Source organism: Aestuariibius sp. HNIBRBA575 (assembly GCF_040932005.1).
In the GTDB taxonomy this organism is placed as follows: domain Bacteria; phylum Pseudomonadota; class Alphaproteobacteria; order Rhodobacterales; family Rhodobacteraceae; genus CANLNM01.
Genome location: NZ_CP162414.1, coordinates 2078777 through 2096894 on the forward strand (window position 1 = coordinate 2078777; position 18118 = coordinate 2096894).

17 protein-coding genes are annotated in these 18118 nt (G+C 56.7%); 2 read left to right on the forward strand and 15 right to left on the reverse strand.

The features are described from left to right. Positions 1-55: 55 nt before the first annotated feature. Positions 56-1846 carry an aminopeptidase P family protein gene (locus tag AB1F12_RS10515; RefSeq protein ID WP_368184134.1) on the forward strand — a complete coding sequence of 597 codons (1791 nt, stop codon included), beginning with the start codon at positions 56-58 and terminating at the stop codon, positions 1844-1846. An 83-nt stretch (positions 1847-1929) separates the two neighbouring features. Continuing rightward, positions 1930-2271, forward strand: a complete 342-nt coding sequence (locus AB1F12_RS10520; RefSeq protein WP_368184135.1) for a DUF427 domain-containing protein — start codon at positions 1930-1932, stop codon at positions 2269-2271. Positions 2272-2334: 63 nt separating this feature from the next. On the opposite strand, the gene AB1F12_RS10525 is transcribed toward AB1F12_RS10520, so the two are convergent. The 15 genes from AB1F12_RS10525 to murC all read right to left on the reverse strand — a co-directional run bounded on the left by AB1F12_RS10525 (position 2335) and on the right by murC (position 18083). Beyond that, positions 2335-4023 carry a chloride channel protein gene (locus tag AB1F12_RS10525; RefSeq protein WP_368184138.1) on the reverse strand — a complete coding sequence of 563 codons (1689 nt, stop codon included), beginning with the start codon at positions 4021-4023 and terminating at the stop codon, positions 2335-2337. A 23-nt stretch (positions 4024-4046) separates the two neighbouring features. After that, positions 4047-5696 (reverse strand): DNA repair protein RecN, encoded by a 1650-nt coding sequence (recN, locus tag AB1F12_RS10530; protein ID WP_368184140.1) that lies wholly within the window; start codon positions 5694-5696, stop codon positions 4047-4049. 123 nt (positions 5697-5819) lie between these two features. After that, positions 5820-6656 carry an outer membrane protein assembly factor BamD gene (locus AB1F12_RS10535; protein WP_368188349.1) on the reverse strand — a complete coding sequence of 279 codons (837 nt, stop codon included), beginning with the start codon at positions 6654-6656 and terminating at the stop codon, positions 5820-5822. 200 nt (positions 6657-6856) lie between these two features. Further along, positions 6857-7780: a UDP-3-O-acyl-N-acetylglucosamine deacetylase gene (lpxC, locus tag AB1F12_RS10540; protein WP_368184142.1), complete on the reverse strand. Its 924-nt coding sequence runs from the start codon at positions 7778-7780 to the stop codon at positions 6857-6859. Positions 7781-7962: 182 nt separating this feature from the next. Further along, the gene (ftsZ, locus tag AB1F12_RS10545) at positions 7963-9597 is read right to left on the reverse strand and encodes a cell division protein FtsZ (RefSeq protein WP_368184144.1); all 1635 of its coding nucleotides are present in this window, start codon (positions 9595-9597) and stop codon (positions 7963-7965) included. Between the two features lie 384 nt (positions 9598-9981). Further along, positions 9982-11316, reverse strand: coding sequence for a cell division protein FtsA (ftsA, locus tag AB1F12_RS10550; RefSeq protein ID WP_368184145.1), 1335 nt, complete (start codon positions 11314-11316; stop codon positions 9982-9984). A 33-nt stretch (positions 11317-11349) separates the two neighbouring features. Further along, on the reverse strand, positions 11350-12216 hold the full coding sequence (locus AB1F12_RS10555) for a cell division protein FtsQ/DivIB (RefSeq protein WP_368184146.1): 867 nt from the start codon (positions 12214-12216) through the stop codon (positions 11350-11352). After that, positions 12204-13118, reverse strand: coding sequence for a D-alanine--D-alanine ligase (locus tag AB1F12_RS10560; protein WP_368184148.1), 915 nt, complete (start codon positions 13116-13118; stop codon positions 12204-12206). The genes AB1F12_RS10555 and AB1F12_RS10560 overlap by 13 nt, the downstream gene beginning before the upstream one ends. A 102-nt stretch (positions 13119-13220) precedes the next feature. Further along, positions 13221-14153, reverse strand: a complete 933-nt coding sequence (murB, locus tag AB1F12_RS10565; protein ID WP_368188350.1) for a UDP-N-acetylmuramate dehydrogenase — start codon at positions 14151-14153, stop codon at positions 13221-13223. Positions 14154-14276: 123 nt separating this feature from the next. Further along, complete coding sequence (locus AB1F12_RS10570; protein ID WP_368184151.1) at positions 14277-14525, reverse strand: DUF2484 family protein; 249 nt, start codon at positions 14523-14525, stop codon at positions 14277-14279. Beyond that, positions 14522-14782, reverse strand: a complete 261-nt coding sequence (locus tag AB1F12_RS10575) for a DUF2484 family protein (RefSeq protein ID WP_368184153.1) — start codon at positions 14780-14782, stop codon at positions 14522-14524. Before AB1F12_RS10575 ends, AB1F12_RS10570 begins: the two co-directional genes overlap by 4 nt. Continuing rightward, on the reverse strand, positions 14779-15969 hold the full coding sequence (locus AB1F12_RS10580) for an APC family permease (RefSeq protein WP_368184155.1): 1191 nt from the start codon (positions 15967-15969) through the stop codon (positions 14779-14781). Before AB1F12_RS10580 ends, AB1F12_RS10575 begins: the two co-directional genes overlap by 4 nt. A 91-nt stretch (positions 15970-16060) precedes the next feature. Beyond that, the gene (locus AB1F12_RS10585) at positions 16061-16288 is read right to left on the reverse strand and encodes a hypothetical protein (RefSeq protein ID WP_368184157.1); all 228 of its coding nucleotides are present in this window, start codon (positions 16286-16288) and stop codon (positions 16061-16063) included. 2 nt (positions 16289-16290) lie between these two features. After that, entirely contained in the window at positions 16291-16686 is a 396-nt protein-coding gene (locus tag AB1F12_RS10590) for a hypothetical protein (protein WP_368184158.1), read from the reverse strand. After that, positions 16683-18083 (reverse strand): UDP-N-acetylmuramate--L-alanine ligase, encoded by a 1401-nt coding sequence (murC, locus tag AB1F12_RS10595; protein WP_368188352.1) that lies wholly within the window; start codon positions 18081-18083, stop codon positions 16683-16685. The genes AB1F12_RS10590 and murC overlap by 4 nt, the downstream gene beginning before the upstream one ends. Positions 18084-18118: the final 35 nt, after the last annotated feature.

The following is an 18118-nucleotide window of genomic DNA, read 5'->3' on the forward strand; positions in this document are numbered from 1 at the left end:
CCACGGTTTGTCCGGCTCGATGATCTGAATAATTTGACCACAAAACGGGGTGACCATGTTTCAGGATTTTGATGTTTCGTCGCGCCCTGAACAGGGCATTGCCCGTTTGGACGCATTGCGGGTTCAGATGAAAACCGCGGGTGTTGACGGGTTTTTGGTGCCCCGCGCAGATCGGTTTCAGGGCGAATATGTGGCCCCGCGCGATGCGCGTTTGGAATGGTTGACCGGCTTTTCCGGGTCGGCTGGCTTTGCCTGTATTCTGGCGGATGAGGCCGGTGTTTTTATTGACGGGCGATACCGCGTTCAGGTCAAAGATCAGGTGGCATTGGATGTTTTCACACCTGTGCATTGGCCAGAAACGTCGCTGGATCAATGGGTTCGCGAACGTGCCGAAAAAATAGATGTTCTGGCCTTTGATCCCTGGCTTCATAGTGCGACCCAGATTGAAACCCTAAAGACCAAGTTTGAGGGAACAGGGATTAAATTGCGCGCGGTTGCCAATCTGGTGGATCAGATTTGGACCGATCAGCCTGCGCCGCCCACGGCCCCATTCACGATACAACCCCTTGAATTTGCCGGCGAAAGTTCGATTGATAAACGCGCGCGCATTGGTGATCTGATCAACCAGTCAGGGGCCAAATCCGTCGTAATCACCCAGCCAGATTCCGTGGCGTGGCTGTTGAACATTCGCGGCCAAGACATCGAACGCAACCCTGTCCCACACGCCATGGCGTTGCTGCGCGATGATGGGCAGGTCACATTGCTTTGCGATCCGCAACAGGCCAATGGGCTGGATCTGGGGGGGGATGTGCATGTTGCACGCGAACAGGATTTGGCCGATCACTTGGCGAATTTACCGCAGCCGGTTCTGTTTGATCCGCAATCCGCGCCCTACCAATTAACAGAGCTGCTGACCGGCGCCGAAACCCGCCGGGGTGCCGATCCCTGTTTGCTGCCAAAGGCCTGCAAAAACCCAGTCGAAATTCAGGGTGCGCGCACAGCGCATCTGCGTGATGGTGCTGCGATGGTCCGTTTCTTGGCTTGGCTGGACGAAACCGCCCCCAAAGGCGGGCTAAGCGAGATCGACGTTGTCACCCAGCTCGAAAGTTTTCGCCGCGATACCAACGCGTTGCGCGACATTTCTTTTGAAACGATCTGTGGTGTGGCCGACCATGGGGCCATCGTCCATTACCGTGTGTCCACCGATACAAATGCCGATATTACTGCAAATGAATTGCTGTTGATCGACAGTGGCGGCCAATACCAAGACGGCACAACCGACATCACCAGAACTGTGATTATTGGCGCTCCCAATCCTGATCATATCGTCTGTTACACCCGTGTCCTGCAAGGGATGATTGCGGTGTCGCGGGCCCGGTTTCCCATTGGCGTTGCGGGGGGGCATCTGGATGCCTTGGCGCGGTTTCCTCTTTGGACGGCTGGGTTGGATTATGACCATGGCACCGGGCATGGTGTTGGATCCTACCTGAGCGTCCACGAAGGCCCGCAACGGATTTCGCGCACATCGGATTTACCGCTAGACGTGGGGATGATCCTGTCCAACGAACCGGGATATTACCGCGAAGGCGCGTTTGGCATCCGGATTGAGAACCTGATCGTGGTGATCCCGGCCCCTGAACTGGCCGGGGCGGATGATCGCCAGATGCGCAGCTTTGAGACGTTAACTTATGTGCCATTTGATCGGCGACTGATTGATGTTTCTCTGTTATCAGCCGCTGAACGCGATTGGATTGATGCCTATCATGCGACCACTTTGGCGCGGATCGGCCCACGGGTTGACGGGTCCGCGAAACGCTGGCTCAACGCGGCCTGTGCGCCACTTTGACACTGTTGGATTAACATGTCTGTTGCATAGACAGGCTAAGCGCGGGTGATATAGTCCGCGCAACACATATTGAGGAGACCCCCATGGCTGACCACATCACGATCCGACCGGCACAAGGCACCTGGACCGTCCGGGCCGGGGGCGCAGTTCTGGGTGAAAGCAACGCAGCGCTGGAACTGACCGAAGGGGACTACCCCCCTGTCACCTATTTCCCGCGTGCCGACATCGCCATGGCGTTTCTGGAACCGTCTGACACCGTGTCGACCTGCCCCCATAAAGGTCAGGCAACCTATTATGGGATCGTCGCCAAAAGCGGGCTGATCAAAGATGCGGCCTGGTCATATGAATCACCCGTAAAAGGCATGGAACAGATCGAAGGGTATTTGGCGTTTTACCCGTCCAAAGTGGCCGTCGAACAAATCTAAACACCCTGAAATTCTTGAAAACACGGGCGGTTGCGTCTGTGTTTTTTGACTCTAAGTGTTTGTTTACGAATGCTCTTCGGCGGCTGTCGCGGCCAAGGCACGGTTAAACGCCCGCAATGCATCGACCTGAAACAAAGCCCCCCATAATTCGGGTGGCTCATCATCATTGCGAAACACAACAACCGGGATAAAGGCCGCATTTGTGGCGTCAAAAATCGGCATGGCCTGTTCCAACGTGGCATTTCCATCCACACAAATCCCGTCGCGGATCATATCCCAGCATTCTTCCCGTGGTGCAGCGCGTGGCGCATCAGCGGCCCGCATCACACTTGCGACTTTGAATGTGGCCAGCAAATAGGCCTGTGGTCCTGCCGCCAAATGCACGTTGCGCCGTTCCAGCTGGGTGAGGAAAAACGACATATCCACCATGCGCGATGAAATTGCCGTGGAAATCGACACCGACACCATCACTGCCAATCCGGTTTGCCAATCTCCGGTCAATTCAAACACAATGAGCGTTGTCGAAATAGGCGCACCCAGAACTGCGGCCGCCACTGCCCCCATCCCCGCCAAAGCATAAAGCGTTTCTTCTCCGGACACGGTGGGGAAAATGCCGGTTGCCACAATGCCAAAGGCCAAGCCCGTCAGCGCCCCCACCATCATTGCCGGTGAAAACACGCCGCCGCCCATGCGACCGCCCATCGTGATCGACACAGCGATGATTTTCAGGATCACGAATATCACCGCTTCGTGCAGGACCAATTGCCCGGTCAATGCCAGCGACGTTGTTTCGTAGCCAACCCCAATAATATGCGGAAAGAAAATCGCGATCCCGCCCAACAATGCCCCCGCCATCGCGGGACGTAGCGCGCGGTGCATGCGCAATTTGTTTTGCAATGTTGTGCCCAGATCTTCGACCCAGAAAATCGCGCGGATCAAGACAACTGCGACCAATCCACATAGAATGCCCAGCATGATAAATGCCGGTAATTCCACATAAAATGCTAGAAAGTTATCGGTGGGTAGAACAAATTCGGTGACATCACCATAGGCCAATCGGTTGATCACTGTGCCCGCCGCACTGGCGATGACAATCGGTGCAAATGCGTGGACCGCAAAATGGCGCAACACCACTTCGAGTGCGAAAAGAGCGCCGGCAATAGGCGCGTTAAAACTGGCAGATACCGCCGCTGCGACCGCACAGCCCAGCAGATCGCGGCCGGTGATGCCATCCGCGCGGATGATCCGGCAGATCGTGGTCGACACCACCGCAGCCAGATGCACCACGGGACCTTCGCGGCCCGATGATCCACCGGTACATAACGTGATGAATGACGCCACAGCCGAGGCCAGCCCTTGCTTTACCTCAACCCGGCCGTTTTCCAGTGCGGATCCTTCGATCACATCGCCAACGGACCGCACACGCGCATCCTCGGTAAAATGATGCAAAATCAAACCCACGACCAACCCGCCAAAGATCGGTAATAAAAGGATAATCCACCAATCCAGTCCCGCCGCAAAGGAATGCAGCTGGTTCACATCATCAGTGCCATAGGCCCAAGCCTGTAGGTTTTCGATCCCCATCCGAAACAACAGGGCGACAAACCCGGCCACCACACCGATGAGCAATGCGATGAACCAGAACTGAACCTGTGACGGCCCCTGTGATCGCACTAGACGCCATGCTTTGCTGACCTCAGCCCGAAATCCATCGACCTGCACCTTCAGAAATGACGTCTTTTCGGTCTTCATAAAATAGCGAACTTTCTTTTGGGTCACCCGCTCATCAACGCTTTGGCGGCGGCGCGGGCTTCGTCGGTCAGGCGGTCGCCGGAAATCATCCGGGCAATTTCATCGGTGCGGGTCACATCATCTAATGGCACAACACGTGACAACGTTTCCTTAGCGGATTGAAGTTTTTCCACCCGCCAATGATGTGCGCCCCGTGCGGCCACTTGGGGGGAATGGGTCACCACCAGGATTTGACCTTTTGATGCCAGCCCTTCTAGGCGGCGCCCCACCGCGTCGGCTGTCGCACCGCCGACGCCACGGTCAATTTCATCAAAGATCAGGGTTAGGCCGCTGTCTTCGCCGGTCAAACAGACCTTAAGCGCCAGCAAAAACCGCGACAATTCCCCGCCCGATGCGATTTTATCCAACTGCCCAGCCGGGGCGCCGGGATTGGTGGCCACGCAGAATGTCACGGCATCAGTTCCGTCAGGCCCGGCATCCTCGGTGGTGATTTCGACTGTGAAAACAGCGCGTTCCATTTTCAGCGGTGCCAATTCCGCGCCCATGGATTTTTCCAGCGCGGTGCCGGCTTTGCGGCGTTTCGCGGTCAATGCACCAGCGGCTGTGTCATAGCTGTTTTGGGCTTTGTCCAGCGCGGCTTGCAACACATCCAGATCACCGACCGAGCTGTCCAAGGCGGCCAGGTTTTCACGCAATCCTTCGGTGAAGGTCGCCAGATCATCGGGCAGCACTTCGTATTTGCGGGCCAAACCACGGATCGCAAACAGGCGCTCTTCGCAATTTTCCAGCGCAAGGGGATCAAAATCCAGCACGTTCAGGCATTGATGCACGCCTTGTTCGGCCTCGTTTAGGGCATCAATTGCGCGGGTCAGCGCCTCTAGCGGGGCGTCCAGCTGGCCTTCGACGCCCTCGGTGGCGCTATCCAGCCAGCGCATCGCGTCCCGCACCTGCCCTTCGACCCCGTCGATGGCCAGAATGGATGCAGCTCGCGCAATGTCGCCACGCACCTTTTCTGCGCCCTGCATGCGGCGGCGTTCCACGTCCAGCTCTGCCTCTTCGCCGGGCATCGGGCCCAGTTGGTCCAACTCAGCCACGGCGTGACGCAGGAACTCCTCTTCGGATTTCAACGCTTCGACCTTGGCCTGCGCCTTGGCCAATTCTTTGCGGGCGACACGCAACTTGGCCCACGCTTTGCGCACCCGGTCAAAGGCAGCCGGATCATCCAAGTAAGCATCCAGCAAGGCCCGGTGGCCGCGCGGGTTCAGCAATCCGCGATCATCATGCTGACCGTGTAATTCCACCAAAGTCGCGGACAATGCGCGCAACACGTCGCCCGAAACACGCCGATCATTGACCCATGCGGTTTTGCGGCCATCCCGGCCATTCACCCGACGCAGGATCAGCTCATCCTCGGTGTCGATCCCGGCCTCTTGTAAAACCGCCCACGCCGCATGTCCGGGGGGCAGGTCGAATTCTGCAATTACTTCGCCTTTTTCGGCGCCATTGCGCACCAATTCCGCGCGCCCACGCCATCCCAGCACAAATCCAAGACTGTCTAGCAAAATGGATTTCCCGGCCCCGGTTTCCCCGGTCAGCACGTTCAAACCGGGCTGAAATTCAAGTTCAAGCCGGTCAATGATCAACATGTCACGAATGTCTAGCGCGCGCAGCATCAGGAAATCCAAGCCAAGTTAGGGGCCGATATAGGGCAAAGATGGGATATGCCCACAGAATATGGTCTAACCCCTCTTTTGGCTGAGCCGCTGACAGGTTTCAACCCACCAAACACAAATGGCCTACAGCCATTCCCCACGCACCACCTGACGATAGATGGATGCCAGCCAATTATCACCTGTAGATTGCATCGACAGGCCCTGCCCCGTCAGCAAAGCGTGGCTTTCGGCGTACCATTCCGTGGATTGGAAATTATGGCCTAGAATCGCGCCCGCACTTTGAGCTTCGTCGGTCAGGCCCAGCGATAGGTATGCCTCAACCAAACGATGCAACGCTTCGGGTGTGTGGCTGGTGGTTTGGAAATCCTCGACAACCACACGGAACCGATTGATCGACGCGGCAAAATGATCCCGGCGCAGATAATAGCGTCCGATTTCCATTTCCTTGGCCGCCAGATGGTCAAAAGCCAGATCAAATTTCAGGATTGAGGACCGCGCATATTCGCTATCTGGATAGCGTTCAATCACGACCCGCAACGCTTGTAACGCTTGGAAGGTCAGGCCCTGATCGCGGCCAATTTCATCGATCTGATCATAATAGGACAAGGCCAGCAAATATTGCGCATATGCGGCGTCTTCATCCGTTGGATAGAAATCAATGTAACGTTGCGCTGCAGCGCGGGATGACGGGTAATTACCCTCTCGGTGATAGGAAAACGCCTGCATGATCAATGCGCGTTTGGCCCACTGAGAATAGGGATAGAGACGTTCAATTTCCCCAAAATAAAACGCCGCATCTTCGGCACGATTGCGCTCTAACTCAAACTCACCACGTTGAAAAATCTCTTCGGCAGAGTAATTTTCAAGCTCTTCTGGTGAGACATCTGATCCAATATTTGAACAGGCAACCAAAACGGCCAGCGCGGACACGGCACCAGCACGGCGCAGCCAGACAGTCATCGACCGGCCCCACGAAGGTGTCAAAGCGTTCAAACGGGAATCCCGCGCAGATAGATCAGTTGGTTCTGTACCCATTTGGGTCGCGCCTCATGTCGTTTGAGATGGGTTTAGCACAGAAGATTCGAAGGCAAAACGGCAATTTGATCTGTAAGGTCAAAGTGATCAGGCAACCGCCGACAGATCAGGCAACCGCCGACAGATCAGGCAACCGCCGACAGATCAGCCAAACGCACACCCACACCCGGCAATTGCGCCGCTGTCATCGCATCGGCCCGCACCCAGCGCCATGCATCGGCTTGTGCAAACAAAACCCGCAGCAATTCATTGGTCAGCGCATGCCCGGCGCGAATGCCGGTATATTGCCCCAAAATCGGGGCCCCCGCGGTGTAAAGATCCCCCAGCGCATCCAGCATTTTATGGCGCACTGCTTCGTCGGCGTGGCGCAGACCGCCGGGGCTAACCACATGATCACCGTCCACGACCACCGCATTGACGCCCGGAACACCGCCCAGAGCCAGACCATTGGCCTGCATCGCATCGACATCGGCCTGACGGCAAAACGTGCGGCTGTCACATAATTCGCGCACAAAGGCACCATTGGCCATGGGCAGGTTTTTACGTTGCTGGCCAATCGCCCCATCGTCAAAATCAATGGCAAAGTCGATCTGCAATGCACGGGCCGGTTCAATCCGGGCCGTGGCGTCGCCGCGCTGCACTTCGACGGTTTTCAACACCTCGATCACATAAAGGGGCGCATCAATGATCGCATTGCCCGCTTTGACCAATTCCTGAACAAACCCGGCTGATGATCCATCCATGATCGGCACTTCTGGTCCGTTTAAGGTCACATGCGCATTGTGGATACCACAGCCCGCCAAAGCGGCCATGATATGTTCGATCGTAGAAACGGTCACATCGTGGCTGTTGACGATCCGCGTATTCAGAGGCGTCTGGACCACATGATCCCACAGCGCCGCAATACGCCCTGTGCCCTGCGCAACGTCCAACCGTTCAAACACGATCCCATGCCGCGCGGGCGCAGGGTTCACGACCATTTGCACAGGTTCGCCCAGATGAAGGCCAACGCCGTTAAAGGTCACAGAGGTCTGAAGGGTGGTTTGCAAAGGATTGCCAACATTTGTTTCGGTTGAATAGTCAGCTAAGGGCTCTGGCCGGTGATCTCAATTCACAGTTTGCAACGTTATGTAACAACTAATGCCGCAATGCAGCTAACCCTTGATAAATAAGCAAAAAGGCCACCCGAAGGCAGCCTTTAAAAAACTTTATTGCAACAGATGTTACAAAATTAGTTTGCCTGACGACGCAGGAATGCCGGGATTTCGATCCGTTCTTGCTCTGGATCGGCCTCTACTTCTTCTTCGTGCAGGTTGCGCACTTGGGGCTGGGCCCGTTCCTGTGCGCCATGCGGCTGGGCAGCTTCTGCGCCGTGACCTGTCATGCGGTTGATCAGGGAATTGATCCCAAACCGTGGCTTGTCTGCATCGGATGCAGCAGGGGCCGCCGCCGGTTGCTGTTGCGGCGCAGATGTTGTGCGGGCCTGAACGGCTGGGCGCTGCGGCTGCGACGACACTGCGGCATGCAAACGGGCCATTGCATCGGCGGATGGCGTACCAGCGGATGGAGCACGAGGCGCAACAAACACTTCTGGTGTGGCATCCATGGCCGGTTCTGGACGGGGCTGATAAGCAGGCGGAGGCACATCATCTGTGGCCGCTTGCTGATAGCTGTCCATTTCGCGCTGCATGGGTTCAAAGATATCCTCGGCCTGTTCTTGGGCCGTTTCCTGGAAATCATCAAACAGAGGCTCTTGGGCTGGTGCCGCTTGCTGAACAGGCTGCTGGGCAACCTGTTGCGCAGGCGCAGGCGCGGCCACTTCGGTCATTTCAGCGGTGGTTTGCTGAGTCAAAGGGGCGGCCATAGACCGGCGCGGCAATGGTGTTTCGGCGCGGCTTTCGACCGCATCGATGCCTGTTGCCACAACGGATACGCGCATTTTGCCTTCCATGTTGGTGTCCAGCGTGGACCCAACGATGATGTTGGCTTCTTGGTCGACTTTTTCGCGAATTTTGTTCGCGGCCTCGTCCAATTCGAACAATGTCAGATCGTAGCCACCGGTGATGTTGATCAGAACACCCCGTGCGCCTTCGAGGCTGATTTCGTCCAGCAATGGGTTGGCAATCGCTTTTTCAGCGGCCTGAACTGCGCGGTTATCGCCGTCAGCTTCGCCTGTGCCCATCATCGCCTTGCCCATTTCGTCCATCACAGCACGAACATCCGCAAAGTCGAGGTTGATCAGGCCCGGACGGACCATCAGGTCAGTCACGCCTTTAACACCTTGATACAGCACATCATCCGCCAGCGAAAACGCTTCGGTGAAGGTGGTGTTTTCATTGGCCAAACGGAACAGGTTCTGGTTTGGAATGATGATCAGCGTGTCGACCACTTTTTGCAAGGCATCCACGCCGTCTTCGGCCTGACGCATGCGTTTTTGGCCTTCAAACTGGAACGGCTTGGTGACAACACCAACGGTCAGAACACCCAGTTCACGCGCGGCTTGCGCGATGATGGGGGCTGCCCCCGTACCGGTACCGCCGCCCATGCCAGCGGTGATGAAACACATATGTGCCCCCGCCAGATGATCGACGATCTGTTCGATGCTTTCTTCTGCGGCGGCGGCGCCGACGGTTGCGCGGGCCCCTGCCCCCAAACCTTCGGTCACTTTGACACCCATTTGGATGCGCGCTTCAGATTTCGATTGCTGCAATGCTTGCGCATCTGTGTTGGCAACGACGAATTCAACACCTTCGAGCTGTTGCTCGATCATGTTGTTAACCGCATTACCGCCTGCGCCACCCACACCGAATACTGTGATGCGCGGCTTCAGTTCTTCATGTCCCGGAAGGGAAAGATTCAAAGTCATGGACCAGTCCGCCTGTCTGATTGATTCCACCCGTCCCGGGGCGGTTTTATCCTTATATGACCGTGATCCTAGCGGCGTGCGACTAAAAGGTCACGTCAAAAACACAAAAAGACCACAAAATGTGGTCCTATTTTGGGGGTAAAATCGCTTGATTTGGCCCAATCGGCAAAATCTTGCGTATTTAGCGCCCACAATACATAGGAAATCCGTCCGCATCCCGGTCAGGCGCGGTGATCCCATTTTTGTGTTCGAAGATACTGCTATCCTCATTTTTATCTCAAACGGGGCTCTTTTGGCCCCTGCTTGATAGTCTATACACCTATATCTAGGCTGCCAATCCGAAAAGCCCACCACCAAAGGTATAATTTGGCAATGGTTGCAGGATTACCAATTGTCGCGGAACCAACGCACGGCCCGTTTCAGGCTGCGGGCCGGATAACGTTCGGCGGGAATTTCGAAATCCCACCATTCGTCTTGGGGATGCGCGGCAAACAATGACAGCCCCACAGCAGAGCTAAAGGCCGGACCAGTGGCCGCCTGAGGCAGACCCTGCACCCGCAACGGACGTCCAAGACGCACTTGTTGACCCAAAATGCGCGACGCCAAACCGTCCAGACCGGGAATTTGGCTTGCGCCACCGGTCAACACAATCTGTTGGCTGGGCAGATGTTCAAAGCCCGCCGCATCCAGACGCAGGCGCACCTCTTCCAGAATCTCTTCGACGCGGGGGCGCATAATGCCGATCAGTTCTGCGCGGCTCACTGTGCGCCGATCATGTTCCCAATCGCCGGTATTGCCGCCGATTTCGATCTGATCGCGATCATCCATCCCAGTGGCGACAACGCCGCCATAAAATGTCTTCATCCGTTCGGCCGTGGCAACGGGCACTTGCAGACCCATCGAAATATCACCGGTCACGTGATCGCCGCCCATCCGCACAGAATCCGCATAGATCATGTGTTTCTTCATGAAGACGGTCAGTGTCGTCGATCCGCCACCCATATCAATACAGGCCGCGCCCAGTTCCTGTTCATCCTCAACCAGGCTCGACATGGCGCTGGCATATCCGGCGGACGCGATCCCGGCCACTTCTAGATCACAGCGTTTGATACAATATAGAATGTTCTGAATAGCCGTCGCTTCGACCGTCAACAGATGCATATCCGTGGTCAGCTGATTGCCGATCTGCCCGCGCGGGTCACCCAAACCCGACCGGTGATCCAAAGCAAAGTTCACCGGCTGCGCATGCAGCACTTCGCGGCCCATACCAATGTCTGGCACATCGCATGCGGCCAGAACCCGGCCAATATCAGCATCCGTGACATTGCCGTCCTGAATATCCACCGCTCCGTCCAATCCGTAGGATTTAGGACGCGCGCCAGACAGGCAGGCAATCACGTGGTCAACACGCACATTGGCCATTTTCTGAGCCGCCTGAACGGCGGTGCGGATCGCGCGTTCGGTTTCCTGCATGGCGTCCACTTCGCCAAATTTCACGCCACGCGACCGGGTTGTCGCCGCACCGATCACCCGAAACGAAGACTGCCCCGCCATGGATCCAACCCCGTCGGAATCCTTAAACTGTTCCGGGCCGTCAAATCGCAAAACCAGACAGGCCACTTTGGATGATCCCACATCCAAGGCCGCAATTACACCACGTTGCATCGCCGCTTTGCGCATGGTGCGCATGGCTCTCTGGGTTTCGTATAGCTCGCGCATTACTTTATTCCGCCTGCTTGTTTTTGTTTTTATTCAATTACTTGCTTCTACGGGCGCCCGAAAAAACGCCTGTGCCATTTCATTTAGTCGGATGGTGGGACGCGCCATATTGCGCATATCCACAACTTTGATGTCCCGGTTCAGCATTTCCTGCGCCTGATCAAAGGCAATGACCCGTTCCAAGGCCGCTACAGGATGTTCATCCGGTAGCAAAATACGTTGCTCGCGGTCCAGAACGATATCCCAGCGGCGTTCACCCATGCGCACCAATCCGCGCATCCGGTCCCCCAATGGGGCCGCAGCGGCGTAGATTTCCAACGCCTCGCCTAATGCTTCGCGTGCGCCGTCCCCGACAACCAGCGGCAAATCGGCCCGATCCGCACGTGCGTGCAATGGCCCGATGATGGCGCCGGACATATCCACCAACCGCAGCCCATCTGAGGCGCGCCAGACCGCAACCGGTGTGCGCTGCACAACATCGACCTGCAAAACACCGCCGGGGCGAATGCGAATGGTGGCTGATTCAACAGCGCCAAGCGCGGCGACTGTTTCACGGTCGGCTTCTAGGTTCAGATCAAAGGACGAGGTCGGGAATTTGATCGGCAAAACCCGACGAATTTCCGCAACCAGCGCATCATCTGCCCCGTCCACAGCCATCATCTTGACGCTGAATTCTTCGCGGCTTTCGATGGCGTCTTTGGCCGAAGCAATCTGATCGACCAGCATTTGCCGGTTTGCATCATTGGAAAACCAAACGCCGGCAATAAACACGGTGACAAAAACCGGCAGACCGATGCGCAAAAACGCGCGGAATAGCGGCGTCAGCATCAAACGGTGCAGTTTATAACGCCACCGGGATGGGGCCGGATCACGATAAGGGGTTTGGTTTACCGGTCGCATGAGGCCTCCTCGACCAACTGGGCGCAGAGTTCGGGGAAAGTAACCCCGCAAAACGCCGCCTGTTCAGGGGCCAGTGATGTGGGCGTCATGCCCGGCTGGGTGTTGGTTTCAAGGATGATCAAGCCATCCAACCCTTTGGTATCGTCCCAGCGGTAATCCGTCCGGCTCAACCCGCGACACCCTAATGCGGTATGCGCGCGCAATGCATATTCCATACAGGCGTCAAAGATGTCTGACGGAATATCCGCAGGCAGCACATGTTTGGACCCGCCTTCTTTGTATTTGGCGTCATAATCATACCAGGTGTCAGTCAGGATATCGGTCACCGTCAGGGCACGATCCACCAAAACGGCCGTTGTCAGTTCGCGCCCCGGAATGAAATCTTCGACCATCAGGGTTTGTGGCATGTCCGCGGCCAGTTTGGGCGGCGTATTGGCCCCATCATGCACCAAATAAACGCCGACAGATGACCCTTCGTTATAGGGTTTCACCACATAGGGCGGGTCCAGCACATGCTGCGCCTCGACCACATCGCGATCCGCCAGAACGCTGTTGGCGACGGGCAATCCCGCAGCGCGCAGTGTTTCTTTGGTCTTTTCTTTGTCCATGGCCAGCGCCGACGACAAAACGCCCGAATGTGTATAGGGAATGCGCATCCATTCCAGCACGCCCTGCACCACGCCGTCTTCGCCCCAGCGGCCATGCAATGCGTTAAACACTGCATCCGGCGCAATCGCTTGCAGATCGGCCACCAGATTGGGACCGGCATCCAGCTCAACCACGTTGAAACCAGCGACGCGCAGCGCTTCGGCACATTCCTTGCCCGAGCTCAGAGACACCTCTCGCTCGGCCGATGGTCCACCCATCAATACACAAATTTTGCGGGTTGCCCTGCTCGACATTCCCACCGCCTCGTTTCCGGGCTCGCGCTTCGCTTGTTGCGATTATTCGCTTTTGCCCTGTTGGGGGTCTAACCTGCCGTTAGATCCCTAAATCCGCACCATTTATTCTGGGGTCGTTTCGCCGACCCTCATAATTTCCCATTCTAGCGTGATACCGCTTGAATCGTAAACCTTTTTCCGCACGTCTTCGCCCAATCCTTCCAGATCTGCGGCGGTTGCGCCGCCCGCATTGGTCAGGAAATTGGAATGTTTCACATTCATCACCGCGCCGCCACGTGTGGCCCCACGCATGCCAGCGTTGTCAATGACCTTCCAGGCTTTCAAATCATGGGTGTCATCCGCACGCCCGGTGGAACTAAATCCAGCCGGATTGCGGAACGTGCTGCCAGCGGTGCGGTCCTTTGTGGGTTGGCTTTCATCGCGTTTGGCCAGCTGATCCGCCATCCGCGTTTCCAGTGTTTCTGGATCCCCGGCGGGGGCCTTCATTGTGACGGATGTGACGACAAACCCGTCGGGCATGTCGCTGTGACGATAGGCAAAGTTCAGATCAGTTGCCGTTAGGGTTATCGCCTCTCCTGTGCGGGTAAATCCACGCGCAGAATGAAACACATCCGCCATATAGGCCCCATAACAGCCTGCATTCATCCGTACAGCACCGCCAATTGTGCCCGGAATTGTGCGCAGAAATGTCAAATCACGCCCCGCAGCCGCCGCGATCCGCGCCACCCGTGCATCCAAAGCCGCGGCGCCCGCGACAACATGGTCACCATCCACATCACAGCCGTTGAACCCACGGCCCATACGGATCACAACCCCGCGCACACCGCCATCCCGGATGATCAGGTTGGACCCGACCCCCATGGTGAACACCGGCACATCCGCAGGCAATGCCGCCAGAAACGCCGCCAAATCATCGCTGTCAGCGGGCTGAAACAACACATCTGCCGCGCCGCCAACCCGCATCCAGGTTAGATCAGACAGGTCACGATTTGGGGTCAAAGTGCCACGCACAGGTGGTAAATCAAAATTTAACATGCTCTGAATTAGCGGCAATCGCGCCCGTCCTGCAAGGGGCAATTCGTTTGCAACACGCGCCAACGGTACGGCCCGTCAGGGTCGTGCTAAACCTGCGTGCCGTAGGCACCCAATTGGATCACGTTATTGGCCTGAAACCCGACGCACCCACCGGCCCAGATAAATCACCGGCCAACGCAGCACCGACAGTCCGGCAATCAGAACAATCACCCCAATCCAGACCGGGTTTTCCCAAAACACCCACCCCAAAACAGGGATGCCGACGCCAATCAACACATAGGCCCGACGCCAATGATTGTCTTTGCTGGGCAACATCCCCAACAGATTGGCCGCGATCAGCCAAACAAAGGCCGCCATCATCGACCAAGTCATTGCGGTGTCCGTTCTTGGCTATCGCGCCCTATCGCTTTGCGCAGGTAATAGGCCAGCGGCCTGCGAAACATCGACACAAAGGCAAAAGCCCCGATTGCCGCATAGGTCCAGCCATGTTCCATACCAATCCAGCCGATCAGGATCGGGGCGGCAATTAGCAGGGCGAAACCGGGGATAAACTGAAACCGCATCGGCAACATCGCAACACATGTTGCGGCCAATACCCAGAAACAGCCAAGGATCAATGGGGTGCTCATACTCCTCCTATACCGGAAAAAACCAAGGCTGCAAACGCTGCCAATAAGCCTGCCCATGGGATCCATGTGGCCACTTTGAATGGGGCATCTGGTTCACGGCGTTTCAGCCGGATCAGGGACAAGTTCACCAGCAAAAACACCGACAGCAACAAACCCGATGCCAATTCTGCCAACGCAGCGACAGGCAGCATCAACGCCGCAAAGATCACACCGCCGCCCAATAGGATGGTGGCCCGCAAAGGCGTGCCAAAACGGGGGGTTACCTGATGAAACAGCGCCAAACGGGGGGATCGCTTGCCTAGGCCAAACATCACCCGCGCCGCCATCACGATCTGCGCCAAGGCGCCATTTAACGCCGCAACCAAGGCGATCACGGCCAGAAACTCTGCGCTGCGCCCTGTTCCGGTTTCCCAAACCAACACCAGCGGGCGATCACTGCTGGCCAAGGCCTCCGGTGGCACGCCGCGCAATGCCGCGATTGTGACCAGCATATAAAGCGAGGTTGTCACAATCAGGGATATCAAAATGGCGCGGGGCAAGGTGCGGGTCGGATCTTTGACCTCTTCGGCCATGTTCACGATGTCTTCGAACCCGATAAAGGCAAAAAACGCCAAACTGGCCCCCAGACCAATGCCCACCAGCATGGTTTGATCCGGCAAAACCGACCAATCTGCCAGAACCGGCGCGTTAAACCCGGCACCAACGACCAAAAACAGGCCGATCACTTCGACGATGGTGAACAACGCCGCCAAAGCAAGGCTTTCGAGCACGCCAATAATGGCCACACCGGTTAAAAACACGCCCAATCCGATGATCAACCATGTTTGTGGCACATCCAGAATGCCCAGCAAATACCCCGTGCCGCCCCGCAATACGGCCGCAGATGAAATCGTCCCGGCCATAACAATCGCCAGCCCAACCAACACCGCCAGATGGTGCAAGCCCAGCCCTTTTTCGATATAGGCGGCTTCGCCCGCGGCTTCGGGGATGCGGGTAGATAATTCTGCGTAAGAGAGCGCTGATGGCGCCGCGATCAGCCCGGCCAGCGCAAAGGAAAGCGGCGCCCAAATGCCCGCCGCCCCGGCCACCGCGCCCACCAAGACGTAAATCCCAGCCCCCACCATGACGCCCACGCCATAAGTGATCAACAGGCCCAACCCGATGCGACGTTTTAGATATTCAGCCATGGTGCAGCTCCTTTTCGTATCGGAGTCTATCCCACAGCCCAAAAGGAGCCATGACTTGAATCAAGCGCCCATTTGATGGTTTGGATTTGGATCAGCCGAGCATGGATCGAAACAGAATGCGTCGCACAGGCCCCACAACTGACAGGCCGCCGCCAAGGGCAAACAGCGCGCCCGCACCGTCGCCGCCTGAATAGACGTTAAACGCCAAAAGACCGAAAAACATCAAAGCAAAGGACCAGACCAGCAGGCGCAGATATTTGCCAAAGGCCAACATCGCTGACAGCACCATGACCCCTGCGATGATCCATTCCGTGCTCATGTTTAAAACTGCTCAACTCGGCCATCGTCATGCACAATGCCGCGCACGCAAACCGACGTCACCACATCGTCAAAGTTCATATCCAACAGGCGTTCAAATGTGTGCGGACCCCAGCGGCCTTCTTGGACAATGATACGACCTGGAATGTGAAATTCGTCGCGGTTCAAGGCAAACGACGCGATGCGGCCGCCTAAAACATCTTTGAATTCAACGGATCCATCAATCATCCGAACAATCCCATCGCCCTGCCAACCCAAATGGGTGCGCAACAGGTTGGTGCGATCATCAATTGGGGTAATTTCCCAAGTGGACACTGTGACCAGATCGTAATTACAGCCCGCCCAAAGTATGTTGGGCATGGTCGCCATCAAGCCAAATATCGCGGCCCGCAATTTCATTTGCCGTTCAACCGTTGCGGCAAACCATTGGCCCACGCGCTGATGGTCCCGGCGCCAAGACACACCACAATATCCCCTTCGCGGGCTTGTTCGCGCACCAGACGTTCCAGATCTGCCTCGTCGTGGATGGCGCGGGCGTGGCGGTGCCCGGCGCGGATCAGACCGGCAACCAGATCATCGCGCCCTGCCCCTTCGATTGGGTCCTCGCCCGCGGCGAAAATATCGGCAATGGCCACAACATCCGCATCGTTAAAGCAGTTGCAGAAATCCCCAAACAGATCGCGCAGACGGGTGAACCGGTGGGGTTGATGCACGGCAATCACGCGGCCTTCGCAGGATTGACGCGCGGCCTTTAGGGCGGCGGCGATTTCAACCGGGTGGTGGCCGTAATCGTCGATGATTGGGATGCCTTTCCATTCACCAACCTTGGTGAAACGGCGATTGACGCCTTTGAACCCAGCCAGTGCATCGCGGATTTCATCCAGCTTCATGCCCAGATGCCGCGCCACGGCCACGGCCGACAAGGCGTTGGACACGTTGTGTTCACCGGGCATGGGCAACATGCAGCCTTCGATCACGGCGTCTTCGTTTTGCAAGTGCACGTCGAAATAGGATTGGCCGTTTTTGAACGTCAGATTAACCGCCCGCACATCAGCCTGCGCGTTAAATCCATAGGTCACCAGCCGGCGATCGGTGATTTTCCCGACCAAAGTCTGCACATCCGGATCATCGGTACAGCACACAGCCAGACCGTAAAACGGAATGTTGGACACAAAATCAAGAAAACCTTGGTGCAGGTTTTCCTCGGTGCCCCAATGTTCCATATGTTCAGGGTCGATATTGGTCACAATCGCAATGGTGGCTGGCAGGCGATTGAATGTGCCGTCGCTTTCATCGGCCTCGACAACCATCCATTCGCCGTCGCCCACACGGGCGTTGGAATCATAGGCGTGAATGATGCCGCCATTGATCACGGTGGGGTCAAAGTTGCCGTGATCCAGCAGGGCCGCAACCATGGTGGTTGTGGTGGTTTTCCCATGGGTGCCCGCAACGGCCACGTTGGATTTCAACCGCATCAATTCGGCCAGCATTTCGGCGCGGCGCACAACCGGCAATCCGCGACGGCGCGCTTCGTCCAGTTCGGGATTGCCCGGTTTAATGGCCGATGAAATCACCACAACTTCGGCGCCTTCCAGATTTTCGGCGCGTTGGCCTTCGAACACCAAAGCGCCCAGCGTTTCCAGCCGTTTGGTGATCTTTGACGATTTCAGGTCAGATCCCTGCACCACATAACCATGGTTCAGCAACACTTCGGCGATGCCAGACATGCCAATACCGCCGATGCCGACGAAATGAAGGGCGCCCACATCAAGAGGCAGTTTTGTTGCAGCATTCATATCCGGGCGTCCGTCCATTTGTTATTTTCCTGCTC

What these genes read in the sequence shown, in the direction of transcription:
- AB1F12_RS10515 (WP_368184134.1), top strand. Translation starts at nt 56, where the DNA reads ATGTTTCAGGATTTTGATGTTTCGTCGCGCCCTGAACAGGGCATTGCC.
- AB1F12_RS10520 (WP_368184135.1), top strand. Translation starts at nt 1,930, where the DNA reads ATGGCTGACCACATCACGATCCGACCGGCACAAGGCACCTGGACCGTC.
- AB1F12_RS10525 (WP_368184138.1), bottom strand. Translation starts at nt 4,023, where the DNA reads ATGAAGACCGAAAAGACGTCATTTCTGAAGGTGCAGGTCGATGGATTT.
- recN (WP_368184140.1), bottom strand. Translation starts at nt 5,696, where the DNA reads ATGCTGCGCGCGCTAGACATTCGTGACATGTTGATCATTGACCGGCTT.
- AB1F12_RS10535 (WP_368188349.1), bottom strand. Translation starts at nt 6,656, where the DNA reads ATGACTGTCTGGCTGCGCCGTGCTGGTGCCGTGTCCGCGCTGGCCGTT.
- ftsZ (WP_368184144.1), bottom strand. Translation starts at nt 9,597, where the DNA reads ATGACTTTGAATCTTTCCCTTCCGGGACATGAAGAACTGAAGCCGCGC.
- ftsA (WP_368184145.1), bottom strand. Translation starts at nt 11,316, where the DNA reads ATGCGCGAGCTATACGAAACCCAGAGAGCCATGCGCACCATGCGCAAA.
- AB1F12_RS10555 (WP_368184146.1), bottom strand. Translation starts at nt 12,216, where the DNA reads ATGCGACCGGTAAACCAAACCCCTTATCGTGATCCGGCCCCATCCCGG.
- AB1F12_RS10560 (WP_368184148.1), bottom strand. Translation starts at nt 13,118, where the DNA reads ATGTCGAGCAGGGCAACCCGCAAAATTTGTGTATTGATGGGTGGACCA.
- murB (WP_368188350.1), bottom strand. Translation starts at nt 14,153, where the DNA reads ATGTTAAATTTTGATTTACCACCTGTGCGTGGCACTTTGACCCCAAAT.
- AB1F12_RS10570 (WP_368184151.1), bottom strand. Translation starts at nt 14,525, where the DNA reads ATGACTTGGTCGATGATGGCGGCCTTTGTTTGGCTGATCGCGGCCAAT.
- AB1F12_RS10575 (WP_368184153.1), bottom strand. Translation starts at nt 14,782, where the DNA reads ATGAGCACCCCATTGATCCTTGGCTGTTTCTGGGTATTGGCCGCAACA.
- AB1F12_RS10580 (WP_368184155.1), bottom strand. Translation starts at nt 15,969, where the DNA reads ATGGCTGAATATCTAAAACGTCGCATCGGGTTGGGCCTGTTGATCACT.
- AB1F12_RS10585 (WP_368184157.1), bottom strand. Translation starts at nt 16,288, where the DNA reads ATGAGCACGGAATGGATCATCGCAGGGGTCATGGTGCTGTCAGCGATG.
- AB1F12_RS10590 (WP_368184158.1), bottom strand. Translation starts at nt 16,686, where the DNA reads ATGAAATTGCGGGCCGCGATATTTGGCTTGATGGCGACCATGCCCAAC.
- murC (WP_368188352.1), bottom strand. Translation starts at nt 18,083, where the DNA reads ATGAATGCTGCAACAAAACTGCCTCTTGATGTGGGCGCCCTTCATTTC.